12 protein-coding genes and 3 pseudogenes are annotated in these 18,348 nt (G+C 68.0%); 7 read left to right on the top strand and 8 right to left on the bottom strand.

The window, feature by feature from the left end:
* Window positions 1-78: 78 nt before the first annotated feature.
* Together AOJ26_RS30145 and AOJ26_RS30140 are read right to left on the bottom strand one after the other, a co-directional pair.
* On the bottom strand, window positions 79-1,506 hold the full coding sequence (locus AOJ26_RS30145) for an arabinofuranosidase catalytic domain-containing protein (RefSeq protein ID WP_053851542.1): 1,428 nt from the start codon (window positions 1,504-1,506) through the stop codon (window positions 79-81).
* A gap of 480 nt (window positions 1,507-1,986) precedes the next feature.
* Window positions 1,987-3,123: an SGNH/GDSL hydrolase family protein gene (locus tag AOJ26_RS30140; protein WP_053851530.1), complete on the bottom strand. Its 1,137-nt coding sequence runs from the start codon at window positions 3,121-3,123 to the stop codon at window positions 1,987-1,989.
* Between the two features lie 1,720 nt (window positions 3,124-4,843).
* Here AOJ26_RS30140 and AOJ26_RS30135 point away from each other — a divergent pair.
* Window positions 4,844-5,830, top strand: coding sequence for a L,D-transpeptidase (locus tag AOJ26_RS30135; RefSeq protein ID WP_053851529.1), 987 nt, complete (start codon window positions 4,844-4,846; stop codon window positions 5,828-5,830).
* Between the two features lie 233 nt (window positions 5,831-6,063).
* Here AOJ26_RS30135 and AOJ26_RS30130 read toward each other — a convergent pair whose 3' ends face one another.
* From AOJ26_RS30130 to AOJ26_RS30120, 3 genes are all read right to left on the bottom strand, one after another.
* A complete protein-coding gene (locus AOJ26_RS30130; protein ID WP_078960078.1) occupies window positions 6,064-6,552 on the bottom strand; it encodes a GNAT family N-acetyltransferase in 489 nt (162 codons plus the stop codon).
* A gap of 249 nt (window positions 6,553-6,801) precedes the next feature.
* A complete protein-coding gene (locus AOJ26_RS30125) occupies window positions 6,802-7,521 on the bottom strand; it encodes a beta-glucanase (protein WP_234358699.1) in 720 nt (239 codons plus the stop codon).
* 531 nt (window positions 7,522-8,052) lie between these two features.
* Window positions 8,053-8,589 (bottom strand): DinB family protein, encoded by a 537-nt coding sequence (locus tag AOJ26_RS30120; RefSeq protein ID WP_053851527.1) that lies wholly within the window; start codon window positions 8,587-8,589, stop codon window positions 8,053-8,055.
* Between the two features lie 189 nt (window positions 8,590-8,778).
* On the opposite strand from AOJ26_RS30120, the pseudogene AOJ26_RS45285 reads away from it, so the two are divergent.
* Both AOJ26_RS45285 and AOJ26_RS30115 read left to right on the top strand, forming a co-directional pair.
* Window positions 8,779-9,177: pseudogene (locus AOJ26_RS45285) on the top strand (hypothetical protein); the annotation flags it as partial.
* Window positions 9,178-9,768: 591 nt separating this feature from the next.
* Window positions 9,769-11,751 carry an APC family permease gene (locus tag AOJ26_RS30115; RefSeq protein WP_086723689.1) on the top strand — a complete coding sequence of 661 codons (1,983 nt, stop codon included), beginning with the start codon at window positions 9,769-9,771 and terminating at the stop codon, window positions 11,749-11,751.
* Window positions 11,752-11,946: 195 nt separating this feature from the next.
* Here AOJ26_RS30115 and AOJ26_RS30110 read toward each other — a convergent pair.
* Together AOJ26_RS30110 and AOJ26_RS30105 are read right to left on the bottom strand one after the other, a co-directional pair.
* A pseudogene (locus AOJ26_RS30110) lies at window positions 11,947-12,380 on the bottom strand (transposase family protein); the annotation flags it as partial.
* 7 nt (window positions 12,381-12,387) lie between these two features.
* Window positions 12,388-12,729 (bottom strand): hypothetical protein, encoded by a 342-nt coding sequence (locus AOJ26_RS30105; protein WP_053851525.1) that lies wholly within the window; start codon window positions 12,727-12,729, stop codon window positions 12,388-12,390.
* A 127-nt stretch (window positions 12,730-12,856) separates the two neighbouring features.
* On the opposite strand from AOJ26_RS30105, the pseudogene AOJ26_RS43975 reads away from it, so the two are divergent.
* Window positions 12,857-13,560, top strand: a pseudogene (locus tag AOJ26_RS43975) (IS5 family transposase); the annotation flags it as partial.
* Between the two features lie 68 nt (window positions 13,561-13,628).
* On the opposite strand, the gene AOJ26_RS30100 reads toward AOJ26_RS43975, so the two are convergent.
* Window positions 13,629-14,645, bottom strand: coding sequence for a LacI family DNA-binding transcriptional regulator (locus AOJ26_RS30100; protein ID WP_053851524.1), 1,017 nt, complete (start codon window positions 14,643-14,645; stop codon window positions 13,629-13,631).
* 281 nt (window positions 14,646-14,926) lie between these two features.
* Here AOJ26_RS30100 and AOJ26_RS30095 point away from each other — a divergent pair, with 281 nt between their 5' ends.
* The 3 genes from AOJ26_RS30095 (at window position 14,927) to AOJ26_RS30085 (ending at window position 18,266) form a co-directional block, all read left to right on the top strand.
* On the top strand, window positions 14,927-16,237 hold the full coding sequence (locus AOJ26_RS30095; RefSeq protein WP_053851523.1) for an ABC transporter substrate-binding protein: 1,311 nt from the start codon (window positions 14,927-14,929) through the stop codon (window positions 16,235-16,237).
* Between the two features lie 102 nt (window positions 16,238-16,339).
* Window positions 16,340-17,311, top strand: a complete 972-nt coding sequence (locus AOJ26_RS30090) for a carbohydrate ABC transporter permease (RefSeq protein WP_053851522.1) — start codon at window positions 16,340-16,342, stop codon at window positions 17,309-17,311.
* A 13-nt stretch (window positions 17,312-17,324) separates the two neighbouring features.
* Window positions 17,325-18,266 carry a carbohydrate ABC transporter permease gene (locus tag AOJ26_RS30085; protein ID WP_053851521.1) on the top strand — a complete coding sequence of 314 codons (942 nt, stop codon included), beginning with the start codon at window positions 17,325-17,327 and terminating at the stop codon, window positions 18,264-18,266.
* Window positions 18,267-18,348 lie beyond the last annotated feature (82 nt).

The raw sequence follows: 18,348 nt of genomic DNA, 5'->3' as shown, positions 1-18,348 counted from the left end.
CGGGCGAAGAAGTGGTCATGCACATGTCATGACCTCCTCGGCCGGGTCGAGGCAGAACACCACGTGGGACGGAGGGACTCAGCGGTATCCGGCCGCGATGATGTTGGCCTGCACCGCGTTGTCGGTCGCGTCGGAGGGGTAGCCGGCGACGATGGCACCCTCGTAGAAGGTGCCGGCGCTCAGGTTGGCGCCGCCGCCGGGCTTGCAGCAGTCGCCGCCGCTGCCGAGGACGATGGCGCCCTGCTTCTTCATCGGGCTGTATCCGGCGGGAAGCGCGCCGTCCCACAGGGTGGTGAGGCTGCCGGACTGGGCGTTGCCGCCCTTGAGGGCGAACCTCGACGTCCCGTTGTTCTTCAGCATCGCGGTGACGAACTTGACGGGGAATGCCCGCTGGTTGGGGTTCCAGGACTGGCTGCCCCCCGAGTACAGGCCCCACTCGAGGTCGGCCTGGACCCAGGGACCGCTGCCCGAACAGCCGCCGAACCAGCACTGGGTGCCGAAGTTGATCGCGTCCATCGCCCCGGCCGCGTCGGCCTTCCGGGTCGTCTCGCTGTTGCCGTAGTCGAAGCAGCAACCGCTGTTGACATGCGTGCCGCTGGTCACCATGTACGCCCCCTCGGGCGCACTGCCGGTCGGAACACCCGTCAGATGACCGTCCCGCCAGTAGCTGTTGCCGGGATTGATGTACAGCGAGTACGCCTTGGTGCCCCCGGCAGTCAGAGACTCCGAGGTCGCCTTCGCGGGACTGCTCTGACTCGATCCCGGCACCTGGGCCGACCCCTGGTACCACAGGTCGTTGCCGCGTCCGGACTGGTCGTAGACGACCGTGACCACACAGGAGGTGCCCGCGCAGAACGAGTCCTGCGCCGCCGCGTCGGCGAAACCGCCGGCCGCCCGAACGCCGATGTTCCTGGTCGCGTTGTCCGAAGCGCGCCTGACCTGGTACAGGCTGCCGCCGTACGACCCGTACAGCGCCCGCACGGTGCTGTGCGCGGCCACGCACGGCGTGCCGCCCGCGGAGTAGAGGTCGCACGGGCCCGACCCGCCGGGAGTGGGCGGAGGTGTCGACGTGGTCCACTTCTGGTTGCTCTGGCCGTTGCAGGTCCACAGGATGACCGCGGTGCCGTTGGCCGTGCCCGCCCCGTTGACGTCCAGGCACAGGCCGGACTGGACACCGGTGATCGACCCGTCGGCGTTCTGCCGCCACGACTGGTTCGACTGACCGTTGCACGACCAGATGATCACCGGGGTTCCCGGCGCGGTCCGGTTCTCGTAGGCGTCCACGCAGCGGGTTCCGCTCATCGTCCTCAGCTCGCCCGCCGAGGTGAACTCGAACGCCTGGTTCGGCTGGTTGTCGCAGTCCTGGATGTCCAGCGCCGTTCCCGGTGTGTTGACATTGCCCTTGACGTCCAGACACCGCCCCGACGCCTGACTCAACAGGGGCGCCGGTGCCGATGCCGGGACGGATGCCGGTGCCGACCACGTCTGCGCGGTTGCCGACAGCATGGCCAGCAGCGCTGTCACGGCTACTACGGCGAACGCCGGTAAGCGTGGTCCGCGAGCGGCAGGGCTCCGACGGGAAGAGGGTGAAGGCCGCATTCTGTTCCTCGGGGCTGTGGGGGAAGGGGACAGAGATTGCCGTGCCTGGTCGAACGGGATGTTCGGGGACCGTCGCGGCCACCGGCGTGGGCGCTCAAGAGTCCCACGGGAACCACTCAGACATCCCATGTCCTAGTGATTCCACAGACCTCTCATCGAGTCAATACGCTCGTCACCCACAATCGGGCTCTGATCCATCCCATGTATCGCGCCTGATCAGAACCTGCGGAGGGCATGCCGGAACCCGCGTCCGGCGACGGCCGCCGTGCCGGACGCGGGTGTATGTTCCGGACACCCCGAAGCGATCAGGGGGCAGGAACACGCGCTGCGCGCAGGGTCACCTCACCTGAAGTTCCAGTGCTGCCTCGCTGAAGCGGGGTCAGGTGCTCAGGAGACCGGCAGAGCGGTCCACTGTTGGTTCGTTCCGCCGTTGCAGTCCCACAGGACAAGTTGCGTGCCGTCGACCGTGGACGCGTTGGGGTCGTCGAGGCAGCGGCCGGAGACCGGATTGCGGTAGCCGCCGTTGTACGTCTGCCATTGCTGGTTGGTCCCGCCATTGCAGTCCCAGATCACGATCTTGGTGCCGTTCGCGGTACCGCGGCCGGCCGCGTCGAGGCACTTCCCAAGCGCCCGAAGGGTGCCGTCCGAGCGCGCCGACCACGTCTGCGCGGCGGAGCCGTCGCAGGACCGGATCTCCGCGATGGTCCCGTTGGCACTGTTGCCGCCGTTCACCCCCAGGCACTTCCCCGCGATCCCGGAGCGCACCTGACCGCTCGCGGAATCCGGCGGCTTGATCCAGCCCGCCGCGTCCGCGGCCTGGATCCCCGCGTTGAAGGCGTCCGCCATCTTGGCGAAGCCGCTGTCGTTGGGGTGCAGGGCGTCGGACAGGTCCGCGGCGGTCAGGGCGCTCATGTCGACCAGACGTACGTGCTTGCCGGCCGCCTGCTCGGCCTGGACGATCCCGGGCAACTTGGCGTTGAACGCGGGCCGGTTGGCCTCCTCGGTGCCGCTGGTGGAGATGATCACGGTGCCGACGAGGACGGTCGCGTCGGGTACGGCTCTGGTGATCTGGTCGATGAGGGCGTGGAGGCGGTCGGCCGCGGTCGGGATCTGGTAGTTGCCGTTCAGGTCGTTGGTGCCGATCTCCAGGGTGACCACGTTCGGCCGGTATCGGGTCAGCACGGAGTCCGCGATGCCGGCGATCTGGTCGATCCGCCAGCCGGAGTGGCCTTCGTTGTCCGGGTCGGACATGGTGCCGTTGCGCCCCGAGCCGACGAAGTCCAGGGTGTGTCCCTCGGCCGTCAGCTTGTTCGCGAGAAAGCTGCGGTAGCTGTTTCCGGACGGGCTGCCGACACCCCAGGTGATGGAGTCGCCCAACGGCATCACCCGCAGGGGCGTGGCCGCGGCCGCGGTCCGTGTGGCGGAGGGCGGCGCCTCGGCGGCGGTGGCCGCGCCGGGCCACGCGGCTCCCAAGCCGAGAGTGGCCGTCAGTGCCGCGGCCAAAGGTGCCCAGTACTTCTTCATCAGCGTTCCTCACTGGGTGCGGGTCAGTGGGTGGGGGTGAACGAACCACCGGTCCGTGTGGGCGTTCCGGAGGCGTGATCAGGTCAGCGGTGGGTGAAGTCCTGGTTGGTGCCGGGTGCGTTCTTGCCCGGCACTGGTCCAGTTGCCGGCCTGGGTCGCTACTGCCGAAGTAGAGTCCAGGCACAGTTGGCTGTTCTACGACCAGGTCGGACGGTCGGAGGTGCGCCGGGCTCCGCGTCGGTGGAGCCCGGATGGGGCCTGCACGGCCCGCGGCTCGCGGCCTGTAGCGAGACAAGCCGCGGAGTGGAGCCACTCCCCCCAGCTGAGACTCCATCGCTGGTTGGAGCCGCCGTTGCGGGTCCACAGCTTGGCCAGTGCGCCGTTGGCCGCGAAGGCGCCGGTGAGGTGGAGTCAGAGGCCGGACTGGATGCCGGGGATCGTGCCGGCGGAGTTCAGCCGCCACTGTCCGGTCCGAACGTTGTGGCCCGGTAAGTCCTGGTCGTGGCCGACGCCCCGGCGAGTGCACCGACGGCTGGCAGCGCCGTGGCCGCCCTCCGGGTGAACACTTTCGACTGAATACTGCGGGAGCGCTCCCACGATGCGACAGACGCCTGGACCGGCTCGTTCGCCGGCCTTCCGCGGCGCCGTAACACCGCGAGCAGTCGTCGGACGCCACCGCGCCCGACCGGCACATGGCGTCTCGTACGGGTCGTTCCCATCCGATCTCCCTACCGTGTCGGCGGTATCCAGTCGGTTCTGTACTGGTGGTGCTGGCACATGCCGAAGCGCGCGAAGGTGCCGTTCTTACGACGGGATTGCAGAGGGGTTTCGGGGGGAGACGGTGCTCCCGATTCAGCGGCGCTGTCAAGAGCCACGACCTCCTCGGGTCGGCCCGGGCGCCGAATCGGTTCGATCACCGAGGCGCCCGGATCGCCGTCGACCGGTCCACTGGAGCGGCTCCGGTGTGACGGTGGGCAACCGGCGGTGTGCCCTCACGTCGACTCGGCGCGTCACGTCGTCCGGGTGGGGCCGATGGCCGGGGCGCGATCGCTCAGGTACCTCGCGCGGTGCCACTGACCTGGGGCATGGTCGCCGAACATCGGTTGACGAGGGGGCAGTGCGCACAGCACGGGCCGATGCGCGGTCCGCGGCCCGTCCTGGGGCACCGTCTTCGGCGTGCGGCGCGCCATTGCCCCCGCCCATCGCCGGTCGTACCATCTCGTCGAAGCGCTTGCGCGGAACCGATTCGATTCCCACCTTGGCGGAATGCGTTAGGTGCGGAACGCGTGAAGCACGATTCCGGATCGTGCCCTGTGCGGGACCCGGGTTGGGCTGGGCTTCTGCCCGTGGTGGGGTCCTCCGACCCGTGGGCCACCCCTGGCAAAGGCGTCGGACCGTCGGCTGCCGCGTTGAGGTGGGCCGGCGCGAGAAGCGGCGCACGAGCACCGGTGCACGACCTGCCGCCGTCCGCGCCGACGGCGCTGCCTTGCGTGGATCGACGGACGGCCCTGGGGTGGCGACGGTGTCCGGCCTGCGTGACGACGGAGGCGAGTAGCCGAAGCTTCCGGGCGCGGCACGGAGGCGATCGCTGCCCTGCCCCCACGGGGAAGTGAGTCTTGGGACACGTTTTACGCGGCACACGCAACTGCGACCCGCACCGTCCTTGTCTGACAGAGGGACGGGCCCGTCAGGGCCGAAGAGCGAGAAGACGGGGCAGTTCGTGGGACGGCGCAAGGGCAGCATATGGGTCGCATTCGTCACCGGGGTGACACTGCTGGGCGCGAGCGCCTGCGGTGGGGGCGGCAGTGACAAGGCGAGCGGCGACGACGCGAAGGCGTCGGGAAAGCCGAGTGCGAGCGCCTCTCCGTCCCCCACGAAGCCGGCGGGCCCGCCGATGCTGCTGGAGACCATCACCCCGCAGACGGGAACCACGGTCGGCGTGGCCATGCCGATCTCGGTGATCTTCACGAACCCTGTCGCGGCGAAGGCGCGGGCCACCGTGGAGAAGCACATGAAGGTGAGCGCCTCCCAGCCGGTGGCCGGAGCGTGGCACTGGATGGGCGACAAGCGCGCCGACTGGCGCCCGAAGACGTACTGGCCCTCCGGTACGACGGTGAAGATCGACGCCGACCTGACCGGCGTCAGCAACGGCAACGGACGCTACGGCGTACACGGCTACACGCACACCTTCAAGATCGGTGACGACGTGCGCGCGGACGTCTCAGTGACCGGCCACACCATGAAGGTCACCCGCAACGGCGCTCCGGTACGCACCCTGTCCATCAACGCGGGCAGCGCCGAGTACCCGACGTGGAACGGCACGATGGCCGTCATCGACAAGCAGGAAAAGGTCCACATGACCTCGTGCAGCGTCGGCATCAGCTGCGACAAGGGCAGCCCCGACTACTACGACCTGACACTGCCCTGGGACATCCACCTCACCCAGTCCGGCACCTACGTCCACTATTCGACCGGTGACCCGAACCCCGGCAGCGGCAGCGCACGCGGCTCACACGGCTGCGTCCACCTGTCCCTGGCGGACGCCAAGTGGTTCTACGGTCAGGTCAAGCAGGGCGATCCCATCACCATCACCGGCTCACCCCGCGGCAAGGCCGCGGCCGACAACGGCTACGCCGACTTCAATCTGGGATGGGAGCAGTGGCTCGCAGGCAGCGCCTCCGGCGAGCAGACGACGAGCGCCCTCTGACGCGATCGGTGCCCGTGCTGTGCGAGCGGTACGGACAGCCATGCGACGAAGCAGGCGGGTCGGCGGGGTGGGCGCGCAGCACGGGCAGAAACAGTTGGGCGTCACCGTCGTCCTGGCGGCGAGAGCCGGGGAATGTCACCGGCTGGGCCTGAAGGGGGACCATGGGCGGCCCATGCCAAGGAGCCGACGGTACGGTCCGGACGGCACAAGGGGATGCTGTCGGCGACACCGCGTCACTTCGAGGGAATGCGGAACTCGAACGTGGGACGGTCCCACGGCACGGCGGGCGGGTTCGCGGGCTCGGTCCCGGTCCGCACCGCACCCACGCGGTGGTAGAAGTCCTCGGCGGGTAGGTGCGAGACGACCTTGACATGGTCCAGACCCACGGCCCCGGCCTCGGCCTGCATGTGCGCGACGAGCTGCCGTCCGATCCCTCGTCCTTGTGCTTCGTCGGCGACGAACAGCAGGTCCAGCTCCGGTGGGGCGAGTACGAGCGAGTAGAACCCCAGGATCCGGCCGCCGTGCTCGTCGCCGCCCACGGCTACGAAGGTGCGGTGGGCCTCGATGTAATCGGGACCGACGCGGTAGCCCTCGACGGCGGCCGCGTACTTGCCCGCGTAGGCCCCTGAGCCACGCACGAGCCGCGTGAGCCGTTTGGCATCCTGCGCGACCGCCCGCCGTATCGTGACCCGCCCGCTGCTCGGAGAAGTACGTGAACCCATCGGGAGAGTAAATCGCACCGAGGGGTGTCTTGCCGCGGCGGGTCGTCCGTCCTGCCGCGGGTCGTCCGTCGCCTGGTCCTGGAGCCGCTCGAAGGCGGCGATCGTTGTCACCGGTCTCGGGGAAGAGGGCGTCCGCATCCGGACGTCGCCCCGGGTGCGCTGCGGGCACCGTCGCTGACGGGTGCGACACGAGCGAGGTACGTGCGAGAGCGACCTGAACGCCGGACAGTCGCCCGGGTCAGGCCCGGGTCAGACTCCTTCCGCAAGGTGGCCTCCGGACCGGTCCGTCTCGGACGGGTCCTCCTCCAGAGAGCTCACGGTCGTCCTGGTGACCACAAGACTGCGCACCTCGTAGGACATCTCGGCGGTCTCGGGTTCGGGAGCGGGGTGGTAACCGCCCGCGCACACCGACAGGTTGACGATGAGGTAGGCCCGCCAACCGGAGCCCACGCCCCGTCTGTCGGCGAAGATCCGCTCGCCGCCGAGTGTCCACACCACACTGCGCCGCCCGAAGGTCACGCCCAGATCCAGGACGGCCCCTGGACGCACCGCGTCGTGACGGACGTAACCCTGGCCCTGCCGGACGTGGTTGGTCAGCTCCAGAAGGTCAGGGTTGTCGGGGTGGTATTCGAAGACGTCGACTTCATTGCCACCGTCCCGCCAGGTCCAGACAGCGGGCCAGGCACCGAGTCGGGTGGGCAGGCGTACCGTGGCCTCCAGGTGGTCCCCGGTGCGCAGCATGAACCCATCGGCGCTCCCCTCGGTGGTCAGCAGCCCGGTGTCCCACAGGCCGTCCGTCCTGCGCCGGGCCTTGAACGTCCCCAGCCGGGAGTAAGCGGGATCCGCGGTGAGGTGATCGAGTTTGTCGTCGCCCGGATTGGTCGGCCCTCCGTCCGGATAGGCCCAGGACCGGCCCGCCACCCACTGGCGTTCCGAGGAGAAATCGGCGCTGAAAACGACGTCTCTCACCTGCGCTCTCCTTGCGGTCTTGCGGTCTTGCGGTCTTGCGGTCAGCAACAACGCCGCTCACCGGTGCATCTCCCAGCCGGACCGGCCTCATGCGCCATCCGCCCGCCCCGCCACGCAATTCAGCCTCCCGGGTGACTAGCCGCAGGGAAGGCGACCGGTGAGGGCCGGTGTATGGGCGTACGCGGCTGTGGAATCGCGTCCACCCTGGATCCGCCGACCCACCGGCCCACAGCGACAGCCAGTCACTCCTGAAGCCATCCCCGCCGCCGGAATCGGCCGCACCGGACAAGATCGGTACCGAAACTGGGGTGCCCTGGCTTTTCGACTGACGGCTGCCTGCTGCCGCGTGCTCCAAGCCGCCGAACGCCATCATCCGTATGCCGCGCCGATAGCGGTCTGTGGCCATGGCAGGCCCGCGCAGGCCCGCAATACCCCTGATGACCAGTCAGTACTCACGGGGGCCCGTCGGCCTGGGCTGTGCAGATCTGCCGCATGGCGGGATGAGGCACGCTTCGAGGGCGTGGCGGCAGGTTACTCGCCAGTGACTCCATCAACGGCCTCCCGGAGGAGATCCGCATGGCCGACGTGGCGGGCGTACTCCTCGATCACGTGCTCAAGGACGAACCGCACATCGGTGTCTCCGAACTCCGGGTTCGGCACGATTCGCGTGACGTCGACGGTCACCTTCGAGAATGCCTGCCGCGATTCCTCGCACGCCTTGAGGTAGTCCTCGTAGACATCCCTGGCCGGCGTGGCGTCCAACTCGTCGTACCACTCGCCACCATCAGCGGTGGCGTACGTCCGATAGGGAAAGTAGCGAGGTGTTGTGCTGGCCAACGTCCGCTGGAACCAGGCACGTTCAACCCCCTGCAAATGACGCATGAGCCCCAGCAGAGTCAACGCCGATGACTGGACGGGACGTAGCCGCAGTTGTAGCTCCGAGAGCCCCTCGCACTTCCACAAGAAGGTCGCTCGGTGGTAGTCGAGATTAGAGGCGATCACCTCCAGCCAGGGACCCGAAAGCGTGCGCTCAGGTCGGATGATTTTCGGGACCACAATGTCGCTCACGCTGGAGTCTCCTCATCGGTCATCAAGGCTAGTGGCGTACGCACGCGCCCGTCTTCCAAGGACCGACCAGCGCCTCCATCGGCCTCTCATGAGCACGTCCGCCCAAGAAGACCTCGCTTCGCATCGGAACTCATCGTTCGATGCCGTTCATGCGCCGCAGGACCGCGGAGAAGGTCGGAACAGCGGGATATGGATTACGGCCCGGCACCCTGCTCACGCGCCCCCATCCTCGAACCTGCTGCGCAGGGCTCGGACGGCGGATCCCCTTCGCCGCACCGGGCACAGACCCAAGTACGTCCAGTACGTGGGCCTACCCCCGGCACCCCCCAGAGCACGCACCTGACACCGCGTGGCCGACTTCCGGGCGATGACGGAAATCGTCGGACAAGCTCTGGTGCGGCGTGGCGCCACCCCGGCCCTGGTCGGCCCGCATCGACGTCAAGATCGCGCAGTTGGAACTGCTGGCACGCGGAAGAGGACCACGGGCGCAAGGGGCGGCCGCGGCTTGCGGAGTGGGTCGTCGAGGTCGGCATCGGCACCGGTGGACCGCCTGTCCAAGTCCATGCCGACCACTGCCGCATGATCGGCTCCCACCACCGCCCCATCAGCAGTGATGAAGCCCGCGGCTCCTTGCCACGGGCCGCGCGCCCGCACCCACTGCCAACCCGACACCCAGCTCCACATCATCGACTTATTGAGCCTTTGGTCCGGTCGTCAGCCTCCGGGAAGCGCAGGGACCGGCCAATGGACACGCCACGACGGCCTGTCCCACGCCACTCGGCCCGCCACGGGCCACTCCAAGGGCCTACTCCGCAGCCCACACAGCCCCGCCAACGGTGTAGACGCCCTGGACGGACTTGCGCAGCGGTGAAAGACAGAATTCGGGTTTTCGGCTGGGCGCAGCATTGCTGTTGCAGGCGGTCGTCGGGTGTCCAGGTGATATCCGCGCGCACCAGCTCGAAGAGCAGGACTTCGACCTCGCGGCCCGCGGCGCCCCGCTGCCGCGCCTGTGGGCTGAGGCATACGCCCGCTCTCTCATCGATCTCCGTCGAAGGGGTACGGGGTGAACGGTGCCTTTCACCGGACCGGATACTCGATGATCGTGTCGAGGCGGTGCCTGTGCACCGCCTCTGCCGAGCGGTGGCCCTGACAGGGCGGGAAAAGAAAGTGATGGGGGACATGACGGACACGCAAGGCCCGGTTGTGCCGGAGGTGGTGGACAGCCCCGCGCTGCGGACCCAGCCCACCAGCGGACTTGCGCGATGGCTGCTGCGGCACCGGGTGCAGCCGGTGGGGCCGGCTGCCGGCGAAGCGCACGCGGAGCCGCATTCCTGGTGGAAGGTGATGTGCCTGACCGGCGTCGACTATTTCTCCAGCCTGGCCTACGTGCCGGCGATCGCCGCGGTCGCCGCCGGGGCGGTCTCACCGCTGGCGACCTTGCTGATCGTGGCGCTGACGTTGCTGGGGATGCTGCCGATGTACCGGCGGGTGGCCAGGGAGAGCCCCAACGGGGCTGGGTCGGTGGCGATGCTGGAGGATCTGCTGCCGTTCTGGTGGGGCAAGCTGTTCGTGCTGGTCCTGCTCGGTTTCGTCGCTACCTCATGGATCATCACCATCACTCTGTCCACGGCCGACGCCTCGGTCCACGTCGTGGAGAACCCCTTCTTTCCGCACGCCCTGCACGGCCATGAGGTGGCTCTTACGGTAGGGCTGCTGCTGATCCTGGGCGGGGTCTTCCTACTCGGGTTCAGTGAGGCGGTCATGGTGGCCATCCCGCTGGTGGCCGTCTTCCTGCTGCTCAACGCCGTGATCATCGGTGTCGGCCTGGCCGAGGTGTTCACCACGCCCGGAGCCTTGTCGGCATGGACGGATGCGCTCCAGGACACCGGAGGCGGGTTCGGTGACCTGGCCGGGCCTGCTTTGCTGGCGTTTCCGCTGCTGGTGCTGGGCCTGTCGGGCTTCGAGACCGGTGTCAGCATGATGCCGCTGGTCGCCGCGAGCGGCGACGATCCCGCACAGCGGCTGCAGTCCCGGATCCGTAACACCCGAAGGCTGCTGACCACCGCCGCTGTGATCATGAGCGTCTACCTGCTGGCCGCCAGCTTCGTCACCACCGTCCTCATCCCCGAGGACCAGTTCCGGCCGGGCGGAGCTGCCAACGGCCGTGCACTGGCCTGGCTGGCCCACGAACACGTCGGCGAAGCATTCGGCACCGTCTACGACATCAGCACCATCCTCATCCTGTGGTTCGCCGGCGCCTCCGCGATGGCAGGACTGATCAACATCGTGCCTCGCTACCTGCCCGACTACGGCATGGCCCCCGAGTGGGGACGCGCCGTGCGCCCCGTCGTCATCGTCTACACCGCCATCTCCGTCGCCATCACCATCGCCTTCGATGCCGACGTCGACAAACAGGCCGGTGCCTACGCCACCGGCATTCTGGCCATGATGGTCTCCGGCGCCTTCGCCGTCACCGTCTCCGTCTTCCGTCACCACAAGCGCCTGGCGGGCACCGGCTTCGCGGCGCTGACCGCCATCTTGTTCTACGCCCTGGTGGCCAACATCGTCGACAAGCCCGACGGCATCGCCATCTCCGGTGTGTTCATCGCAGGGATCATCGCCGTATCGCTCATCTCCCGCGTCTCGCGCACCACTGAACTCCGTGCCGACCGCATCGTCTTCGACGAGGCCGCCCGCCGGTTCATCTCCGACACCCTCGCCCACGACCAGTCCATCAACATCGTCGCCAACCGCCGCCAGGCCGGTGACGCCGCCGAATACTCCGCCAAGGAACACGAACAGCGCCACACCAACCCGGTGCCCGGCCGGGCCGACGTACTGTTCCTGGAGATCGACGTCGTCGACCCCTCCGACTTCAGCGAGACCCTGACCGTCCGCGGCATCGAAGTCGACGGCTACCGGATCCTGCGCGCCGACGCGCCGGCGGCACCGAACGCCATCGCCGCGATCCTGCTCGCCATGCGCAATGCCACCGGTGTCCAGCCGCACTGCTACTTCGCCTGGGCCGAAGGCAGTCCCGTGGTCCACATGTTGCGTTACTTCCTTCTCGGTCGCGGCGACACCGCCCCCGTCACCCGCGAAATCATCCGCAAGAACGAGCCCGACCCCACCCGCCGCCCCGGTATCCACGTCGGCAGCTGACCCTGCACCCGCCGGACACCAACCGCTCAAAGCACGAGCCATACGCCAGGCTCGCCGCCCGGGCCGGAGCTGGAGGTCTGATCCTCCTCGACGCTGTGTACGGCCCCGTGCGGAGCGTGCGGCAGCTTCGCACGGGGCCCAACGGCCAGCGGAGCAGCACGACTCTCGGCGGGGGCCCGACTGTCATGGGTACGAGACGCCGACGAGACGGGTGTCCGCGTCGCTGACGACCTGGTGGGCGGTGGAGTACCGGTAGTTCTGCGACTGCTCGGCCACGGAGTGGTCGCGGGTAGGAACCAGCGTGCCGTCCACGATTCGCACGGTGCCCTTGGCGAACCGCTTGCGGGGTGGGAGCGCGAGCATTGGCCCGAGGTAGTCGATGATGCGGTCCGCCGCCGACTTCGAGACCCCGAACAGCAGCGCGGGCTGTCGCGTCGTCACGTTCGTGCGCCAGTACGCGGCCACCAGCAGTGGCCTGTCCTCCAACGGAATGCTCCAGGGCCGACACCGGCGGACCGCATCCGCGCCCTCGCGCCGCAAAACCGTCACCAGCTCACCCAACGCACGCGGGCTCAGCCGGTGAACGAGGCTATCCAGGACGGCTCCGATGCCGTGATCACACCAGCCACGACAAGATCATTCCACTGCTTCGCGCCCGTCCTGCTCGAACGCGATGCGACAGCGTTCGGCCTGATCGGCCACCTGCTCCATGAACCAGCGCATGATCTCGTAGGGGATCATGTGCTCATCATGGCTGTGGATGTGCACGCTCGGTTCCAGATCCGGATCCTCGTCGGGGACAAACGCCACCAAGAAGGCAGCCCCGGGCAGGTACCTCTCGGCGCTGGGGTTCCCGGCCCACGCGGCCGGCGCAGGCACGGCCTCGCTCAGCTCCACAGCCCAAGCATCGTCGGGCAAGGCGTAGTGGGACTGGATGGCGTAGTGACGTCCTGCGTGTTCTCGCAGCTCGGCTGGCATGACGGCAGGCTGCCACAAGCCCGAGGTCCGAGTCGCGGCGGTCCCACAGCTTTTACCGGACAGCCCTTAACTGGCTCTCGCCAAAGCGGATGATCATGTGACTGCCTGTTTGATCGTTAATGCAGGCATGGGGAAGCGTCCGTCGCAGCCGTGGACCGTGTGGGACGAATTGTGGTCGCTGCTTGAGCCGTTGCCACCCGCAGGTTTAGGGACGGCCACGGGTCCCCAACCGTCAGGCCCTGTGCGGCATCCTGTTCGTGCTGTACACCGGCAACCAGGCACCGGCTGCTGCTGAACAAGCTGCGGTCGAAGAATAAGCGGGATCGGTCCTGGACGGTGATTGACTCCTCCCATGTCCGGGCCGCACATCGAGGCTCAGAAGCGGAGCCAGCCCGGTCGACCGCCCACGCCCGGGCAGCAAACCCCACATCCTCACCGATGGCCAGGGCACCCCGCTCACGGTGTCGCTGACCGGCGGCAAGCGCAACGACGCACCAACCCCTGCCCCTTCTGGACAAGATCCCGGCCCTTGCCGGCGTCGGACGACTGCGCGGACGACCCGAGATGCTCTTCGTCGACCGCAGCTACGACTACGACAAGTATCGCCGGCTCCTGCGGCAGCTCTGCATCCGGCCAGCGATCGCAGAACCATGACAAGCGCACGGCACCGATCTGGGCGCCCTTCGCTGGGTCGTCGAGCGGATGATCTCCTGGCTGCACGAGTTCCGCCGCTTACGGATCCACTGGGAACGACGCGACGACATCCACGCAGTCTTCCTCGGTCTCACCGTCTGCCTGATCACCCACCGCCACGCCCAAAGGCTTCGCCAAGGCCATAGCTGGACAGAGCAGGCCGGCGATCGGGCCGAACCGGTACGCGGCTCAGCCTCCCCACGGACTCACGACGAGTCCCGTACGACGAGCTCCGTAGGAAGCGTCACGCGCCGGCGCGGTCTCTCGGGATCGTCGATCTCCTCCAGAAGGATCTGGGCGATCATGGCGCCGATCTCCTCGACGGGCTGGCGCACGGTGGTGAGGGGCGGGTTGGTGTGGCGGGCGATGATGGAGTCGTCGAATCCGACCACGGCCACGTCGTCGGGGACCCCCCTCCCCTGCCTGCGCAGCTCCGCCAGAGCCCCCGCTGCCATGACGTCCGAGGCGACGAACAAGGCGTCGAGGTCGGGGACCCGTTCAAGGAGTGAACGCATCGCCGCCGCGCCGCCCTCCTCGGTGAAGTCGGCCGAGGTCACGAGGCGGTCCGTGGCGTCGTGGCCCGCCTTCTCGAGGGCCTCGCGCCAGCCCTGGAGCCTGCTGCGCGCTACCTCCATGTCGAGCGGTCCACTGATGGTGGCGACGGTCCGCCGGCCCCGCGCGAGGAGGTGGTCGACGGCCGCCGCGGCCCCGCCCGCGTTGTCGGAGTGCACATGGCTGAGCGACTCGTCCGAGGAACGGCGTCCGGCGAGCACCGTGGGCAGTCCCATGCCCTCCAGCAAGCCCGGCAGCGGGTCGTGCTCGTGCACCGAGACCAGGAGCACGCCGTCGACACGCCGTTCCGCGACCGACTGGGTCAGCTGGTCCCGCTCGGCCTGATCGCGCACGAGCACCAGTTGGAGTTGCGTGCGGGTCTCCGCGAGGGTGGTGCTGACACCGCGGATGACGGCCGAGAAGTAGGGCTCCGAGCCGAGTCTGCTCTCCGACTCGGGGATCACCAGGGCCACGGAGTTCGTCCGGCTCGTCTTCAGCCCGCGGGCAACGGAGTTGGGGACGTAGTTCAGCTCAGCGATGGCGGCGAGGACGGCGGCCCTCGCTTTGTCGCTGACGAGTTCGGAGCCGTTGATGACTCGTGAAACCGTGGTGCGTCCGACGCCGGCGCGCGCGGCCACGGTGATGATGGTCGGACGTTGCCTGTCCCCCATGACGCCTCCCTCGCTCGGCGATGCCCGGACCGCTTTCACCTGCGCATTGTGCCAGACCTGAGGAGAGTGCCCTCGAGGTCCCGGTGGGGGCCCGCGACATCTCTCGGCAACGAAGTGGATTCAACTTCTTGACAGACGCCTTACGCGGCGGACAGGCTGCGGATCCCAGGTGGGCACGTTCCCACCATCGATTGGGAACGTGCCCACCAGACAAATCACCCCTTCGGGGCGAGCTGTGGGCTCGAACTCCGGTGCGTCAGCGCCGCCGCTAGGAGGACGAAATGGACAGGTTCCGAAGGAAGTTGCGTACGAGGCTCGTGGCCGCCGTGTCGGTCGCGTCGGCACTGGGCCTGGTCGTGGGCTGCGGAGGCAGTGACGGGGGAACCGGTGGGGGCAAGAAGGACGGCAAGGTCACCATCACCATGGGGCTCTTCGGCGTCATGGGCTTCAAGGAGACCGGGCTGCTCGACAAGTACATGAAGGAACACCCGAACGTCGTCATCAAGGCGGACGTCGCGGGCGACGAGCAGACCTACTACACCGCCCTGCAGACCCACCTGGCCGCGGGCAGCGGACTCAAGGACATCCAGGGCATAGAAATTGGTAGGGCCAAGGAACTCTCCGACACCCAGAAGGACAAGTTCGTCGACCTGGCCGGCGTGGCCGGGACGGACCACTTCCTGCCGTGGAAGCAGAGCCAGGTCACCACCGCCGACAAGAAGGTCATCGGCCTCGGCACCGACATCGGCCCCATGGCGGTCTGCTACCGCAAGGACCTCTTCGAGCAGGCCGGCCTGCCCACCGAGCGCGACGAGGTCGCCAAGCTCTGGGAGGGCGACTGGGCGAAGTACGTCGACGCGGGCAAGCGGTTCAAGCAGAACTCGAAGGACGACAAGGTCGCCTTCATGGACAGCTCCAGCGGCCTGTTCAACGCCATGATCTACGGCAACTCCCAGCAGTTCTACGACAAGCAGGGCAAGCTGATCTACGCCACCAACCCTGTCGTGAAGGACGCCTGGAAGCTGGCCTCCGAAGCGGCCACCTCCGATCTGACCGCCAAACTCCGCCAGTTCCAGCCCGGTTGGGACCCCGGACTGGCCAACAGCACCTTCGCCAGCACCGTCTGCCCGGCGTGGATGCTCGCGCACATCAGCGAGAAGGCGGGCCCCAAGAACAAGGGCAAGTGGGACGTCGCCAAGGCACCCAAGGGCGCCAACTGGGGCGGATCGTTCCTCGGCGTGATGGAGAAGAGCCCCGTCAAGAAGGAGGCGCAGGACCTCGTCGCCTGGCTCACCGCGCCCGAGCAGCAGGCCTACCTCTTCGAGAAGATCGGCAACTTCCCCTCGTCCAAAACCGCGTTGGAGATGCCCGAAGTCGTCGACGCCAAGTCGGACTACTTCAGTGGCGCCCCCATCGGGAAGATCTTCGGCGCCGCGGCCCAGGAGATCCCCGACGAGCAGGTGCTCGGCCGCAAGGACGGCACCATCAAGGACATCTTCTCGCAGGGTCTGACCTTGATCGAGGCGCAGAACAAGAGCCCGAACGAGGCGTGGAAGACCACTGACGAGCGCATCGAGAAGGCCGCCGGCTGACCTGGGGCCCCTGCCCGCCACCGCCCGGCGCCCCACGCACCGCCCGCACGGGGCGCCGGGCCCCTGCCCGCCTCTCCATCCCTCCAGGAAGGACGCCTTCCGGTGGCCATCTCCACCTCCACTCCCCCAGACGCGGCGCCCGGCATCGGCGCGGAGCGTCAGCGGCGCCGTACGCTGCTGCACCGCCTCGACGTCCGGGGAGCGCCGTACGCCTTCGTCGCCCCGTTCTTCGTCGTGTTCGCCGCCTTCAGCTTCTACCCGCTCATCTACACGTCGTGGATCTCGCTGCACCGCGTCGAACTGTCGACCCTGAACCTCATGGAGTGGGTCGGCTTCGACAACTACACGGCGCTGTGGAACGACGACCGGTTCTGGAACGCGCTGTTCAACACCTTCACCATCGGCGTGCTGTCGACCGTGCCCCAGCTGCTGATGGCGCTCGGGCTGGCGCACCTGCTCAACTACCAGTTGCGCGGCTCGACGTTCTTCCGCGTCGCCGCCCTGACGCCGTACGCCACCTCGGTCGGGGCCGCGGCCCTCGTGTTCACGATGCTCTTCGAACGCGACTTCGGCATGATCAACTGGATGCTGAGCCTCGTCGGTGTCGACAACATCGACTGGGAGAACAACAAGTGGGCCGCGCAGACCGCCATTTCCTCCATCGTGATCTGGCGCTGGACCGGCTACAACGCGCTGCTCTACCTCGCGGCGATGCAGGCGATCCCGCGCGACCGCTACGAGGCCGCGGCCATCGACGGCGCCTCGCGGTGGCAACAGTTCCTGAAGGTCACCGTTCCCGGCATCCGCTCCACCATCGTGTTCACCATCGTCCTGTCCACGATCGGCGCCACGCAGCTCTTCGGTGAGCCCCTGATCTTCGGCCAGGGCCCGAACGGCATCACGGGGGGAGCCGACAACCAGTACCAGACGCTGGGTCTGCTGCTGTACGAGGAGGGCTGGAAGAACTACCAGATGGGCCGGGCCGCCACCGTCGCCTGGGCGATGTTCCTGCTGCTCATTCTCGTGTTCGTCGTGCAACGAATCGTCAAGCGCGTCCTCACGCGCAGGGCCTGACCGGGAGATCTCCATGACCACAGACAGCATCCCGGTCCAGGCGACGGACGCAGGCCGCGGGACCGCGCGGAAGACCCGCCAGACCACCCCGTCCGGTGAACGGCACCGCCGACTGTTCCGGCACCCGGGCGCGGGACGTCAGCACCACGCGGGCCCCGTCGCGTACATCCTCCTGGGCTTCGCGGCGCTGGTCTCACTGTTCCCGCTGTACTGGACGATGGTGGCGGCGTCGACCGACAACACGCGCGTCACCCAGACCCCTCCGCCCTTCCTGCCGGGGCCCCATCTCCTGGACAACCTCGGCAAGGCCTGGCAGGACGCCGCGCTGGGCAAGGCCATGCTCAACAGCCTGATCGTGGCCGGCGTGATCGCCCTGTCCACGGTGCTGTTCGCCACCCTCGCCGGGTTCGCGTTCGCCAAACTCCGCTTCAAGGGCCGCAACATCCTGCTGATGCTCGTGATCGGCACGATGATGGTGCCGCCGCAACTGGGCGTCGTCCCGCTGTTCATGATGATGACGGAACTGGGCTGGGGTCAGAAGCTGCCCGCCGTCATCTTCCCGACGCTCGTCAGTGCCGTCGGCGTGTTCTTCATGCGGCAGTACCTGGCCGAAGCGCTGCCCGACGAACTCGTCGAGGCCGGACGGGTGGACGGTGCGCACTCCCTGCGCATCTTCTGGAGCATCGTGCTGCCGATCGCCCGGCCCCCCATGGCCGTACTGTTCATGATCACGTTCGTGCACGCCTGGAACGACTTCTTCTGGCCCTTCATCGTGCTCGACATGACCAATCCGACGGTGCCCGTCGCCCTCACCCAGCTCAGCGCGGGATACGTGCGGGACCAATCGCTGATCATGGCGGGCGCACTGCTCGGCACGCTGCCCCTGCTCGCCCTCTTCGTCGTCTTCGGCCGCCAGATCGTCGGCGGAATCATGCAGGGGGCGGTCAAGGGGTGAACGCCGTACCACCTCCCCCGCCGCCGCGACCGCTCGACGGCCCCCCATCGCTTCACCACTCCCGCCCCGCACGCCACCTGGA

This window comes from Streptomyces sp. NRRL B-24085, from assembly GCF_001282115.1.
Lineage (GTDB): Bacteria > Actinomycetota > Actinomycetes > Streptomycetales > Streptomycetaceae > Streptomyces.
This window is presented reverse-complemented; position numbering and strand designations above follow the sequence as displayed.

Bases quoted from the DNA above. Each gene is read 5' to 3' on its own strand.
- AOJ26_RS30115 (WP_086723689.1), top strand. From the start codon at position 9,769: ATGACGGACACGCAAGGCCCGGTTGTGCCGGAGGTGGTGGACAGCCCC.
- AOJ26_RS30140 (WP_053851530.1), bottom strand. From the start codon at position 3,123: ATGAAGAAGTACTGGGCACCTTTGGCCGCGGCACTGACGGCCACTCTC.
- AOJ26_RS30095 (WP_053851523.1), top strand. From the start codon at position 14,927: ATGGACAGGTTCCGAAGGAAGTTGCGTACGAGGCTCGTGGCCGCCGTG.
- AOJ26_RS30100 (WP_053851524.1), bottom strand. From the start codon at position 14,645: ATGGGGGACAGGCAACGTCCGACCATCATCACCGTGGCCGCGCGCGCC.
- AOJ26_RS30145 (WP_053851542.1), bottom strand. From the start codon at position 1,506: ATGCTGTCGGCAACCGCGCAGACGTGGTCGGCACCGGCATCCGTCCCG.
- AOJ26_RS30085 (WP_053851521.1), top strand. From the start codon at position 17,325: ATGACCACAGACAGCATCCCGGTCCAGGCGACGGACGCAGGCCGCGGG.
- AOJ26_RS30130 (WP_078960078.1), bottom strand. From the start codon at position 6,552: ATGGGTTCACGTACTTCTCCGAGCAGCGGGCGGGTCACGATACGGCGG.
- AOJ26_RS30105 (WP_053851525.1), bottom strand. From the start codon at position 12,729: ATGCCAGCCGAGCTGCGAGAACACGCAGGACGTCACTACGCCATCCAG.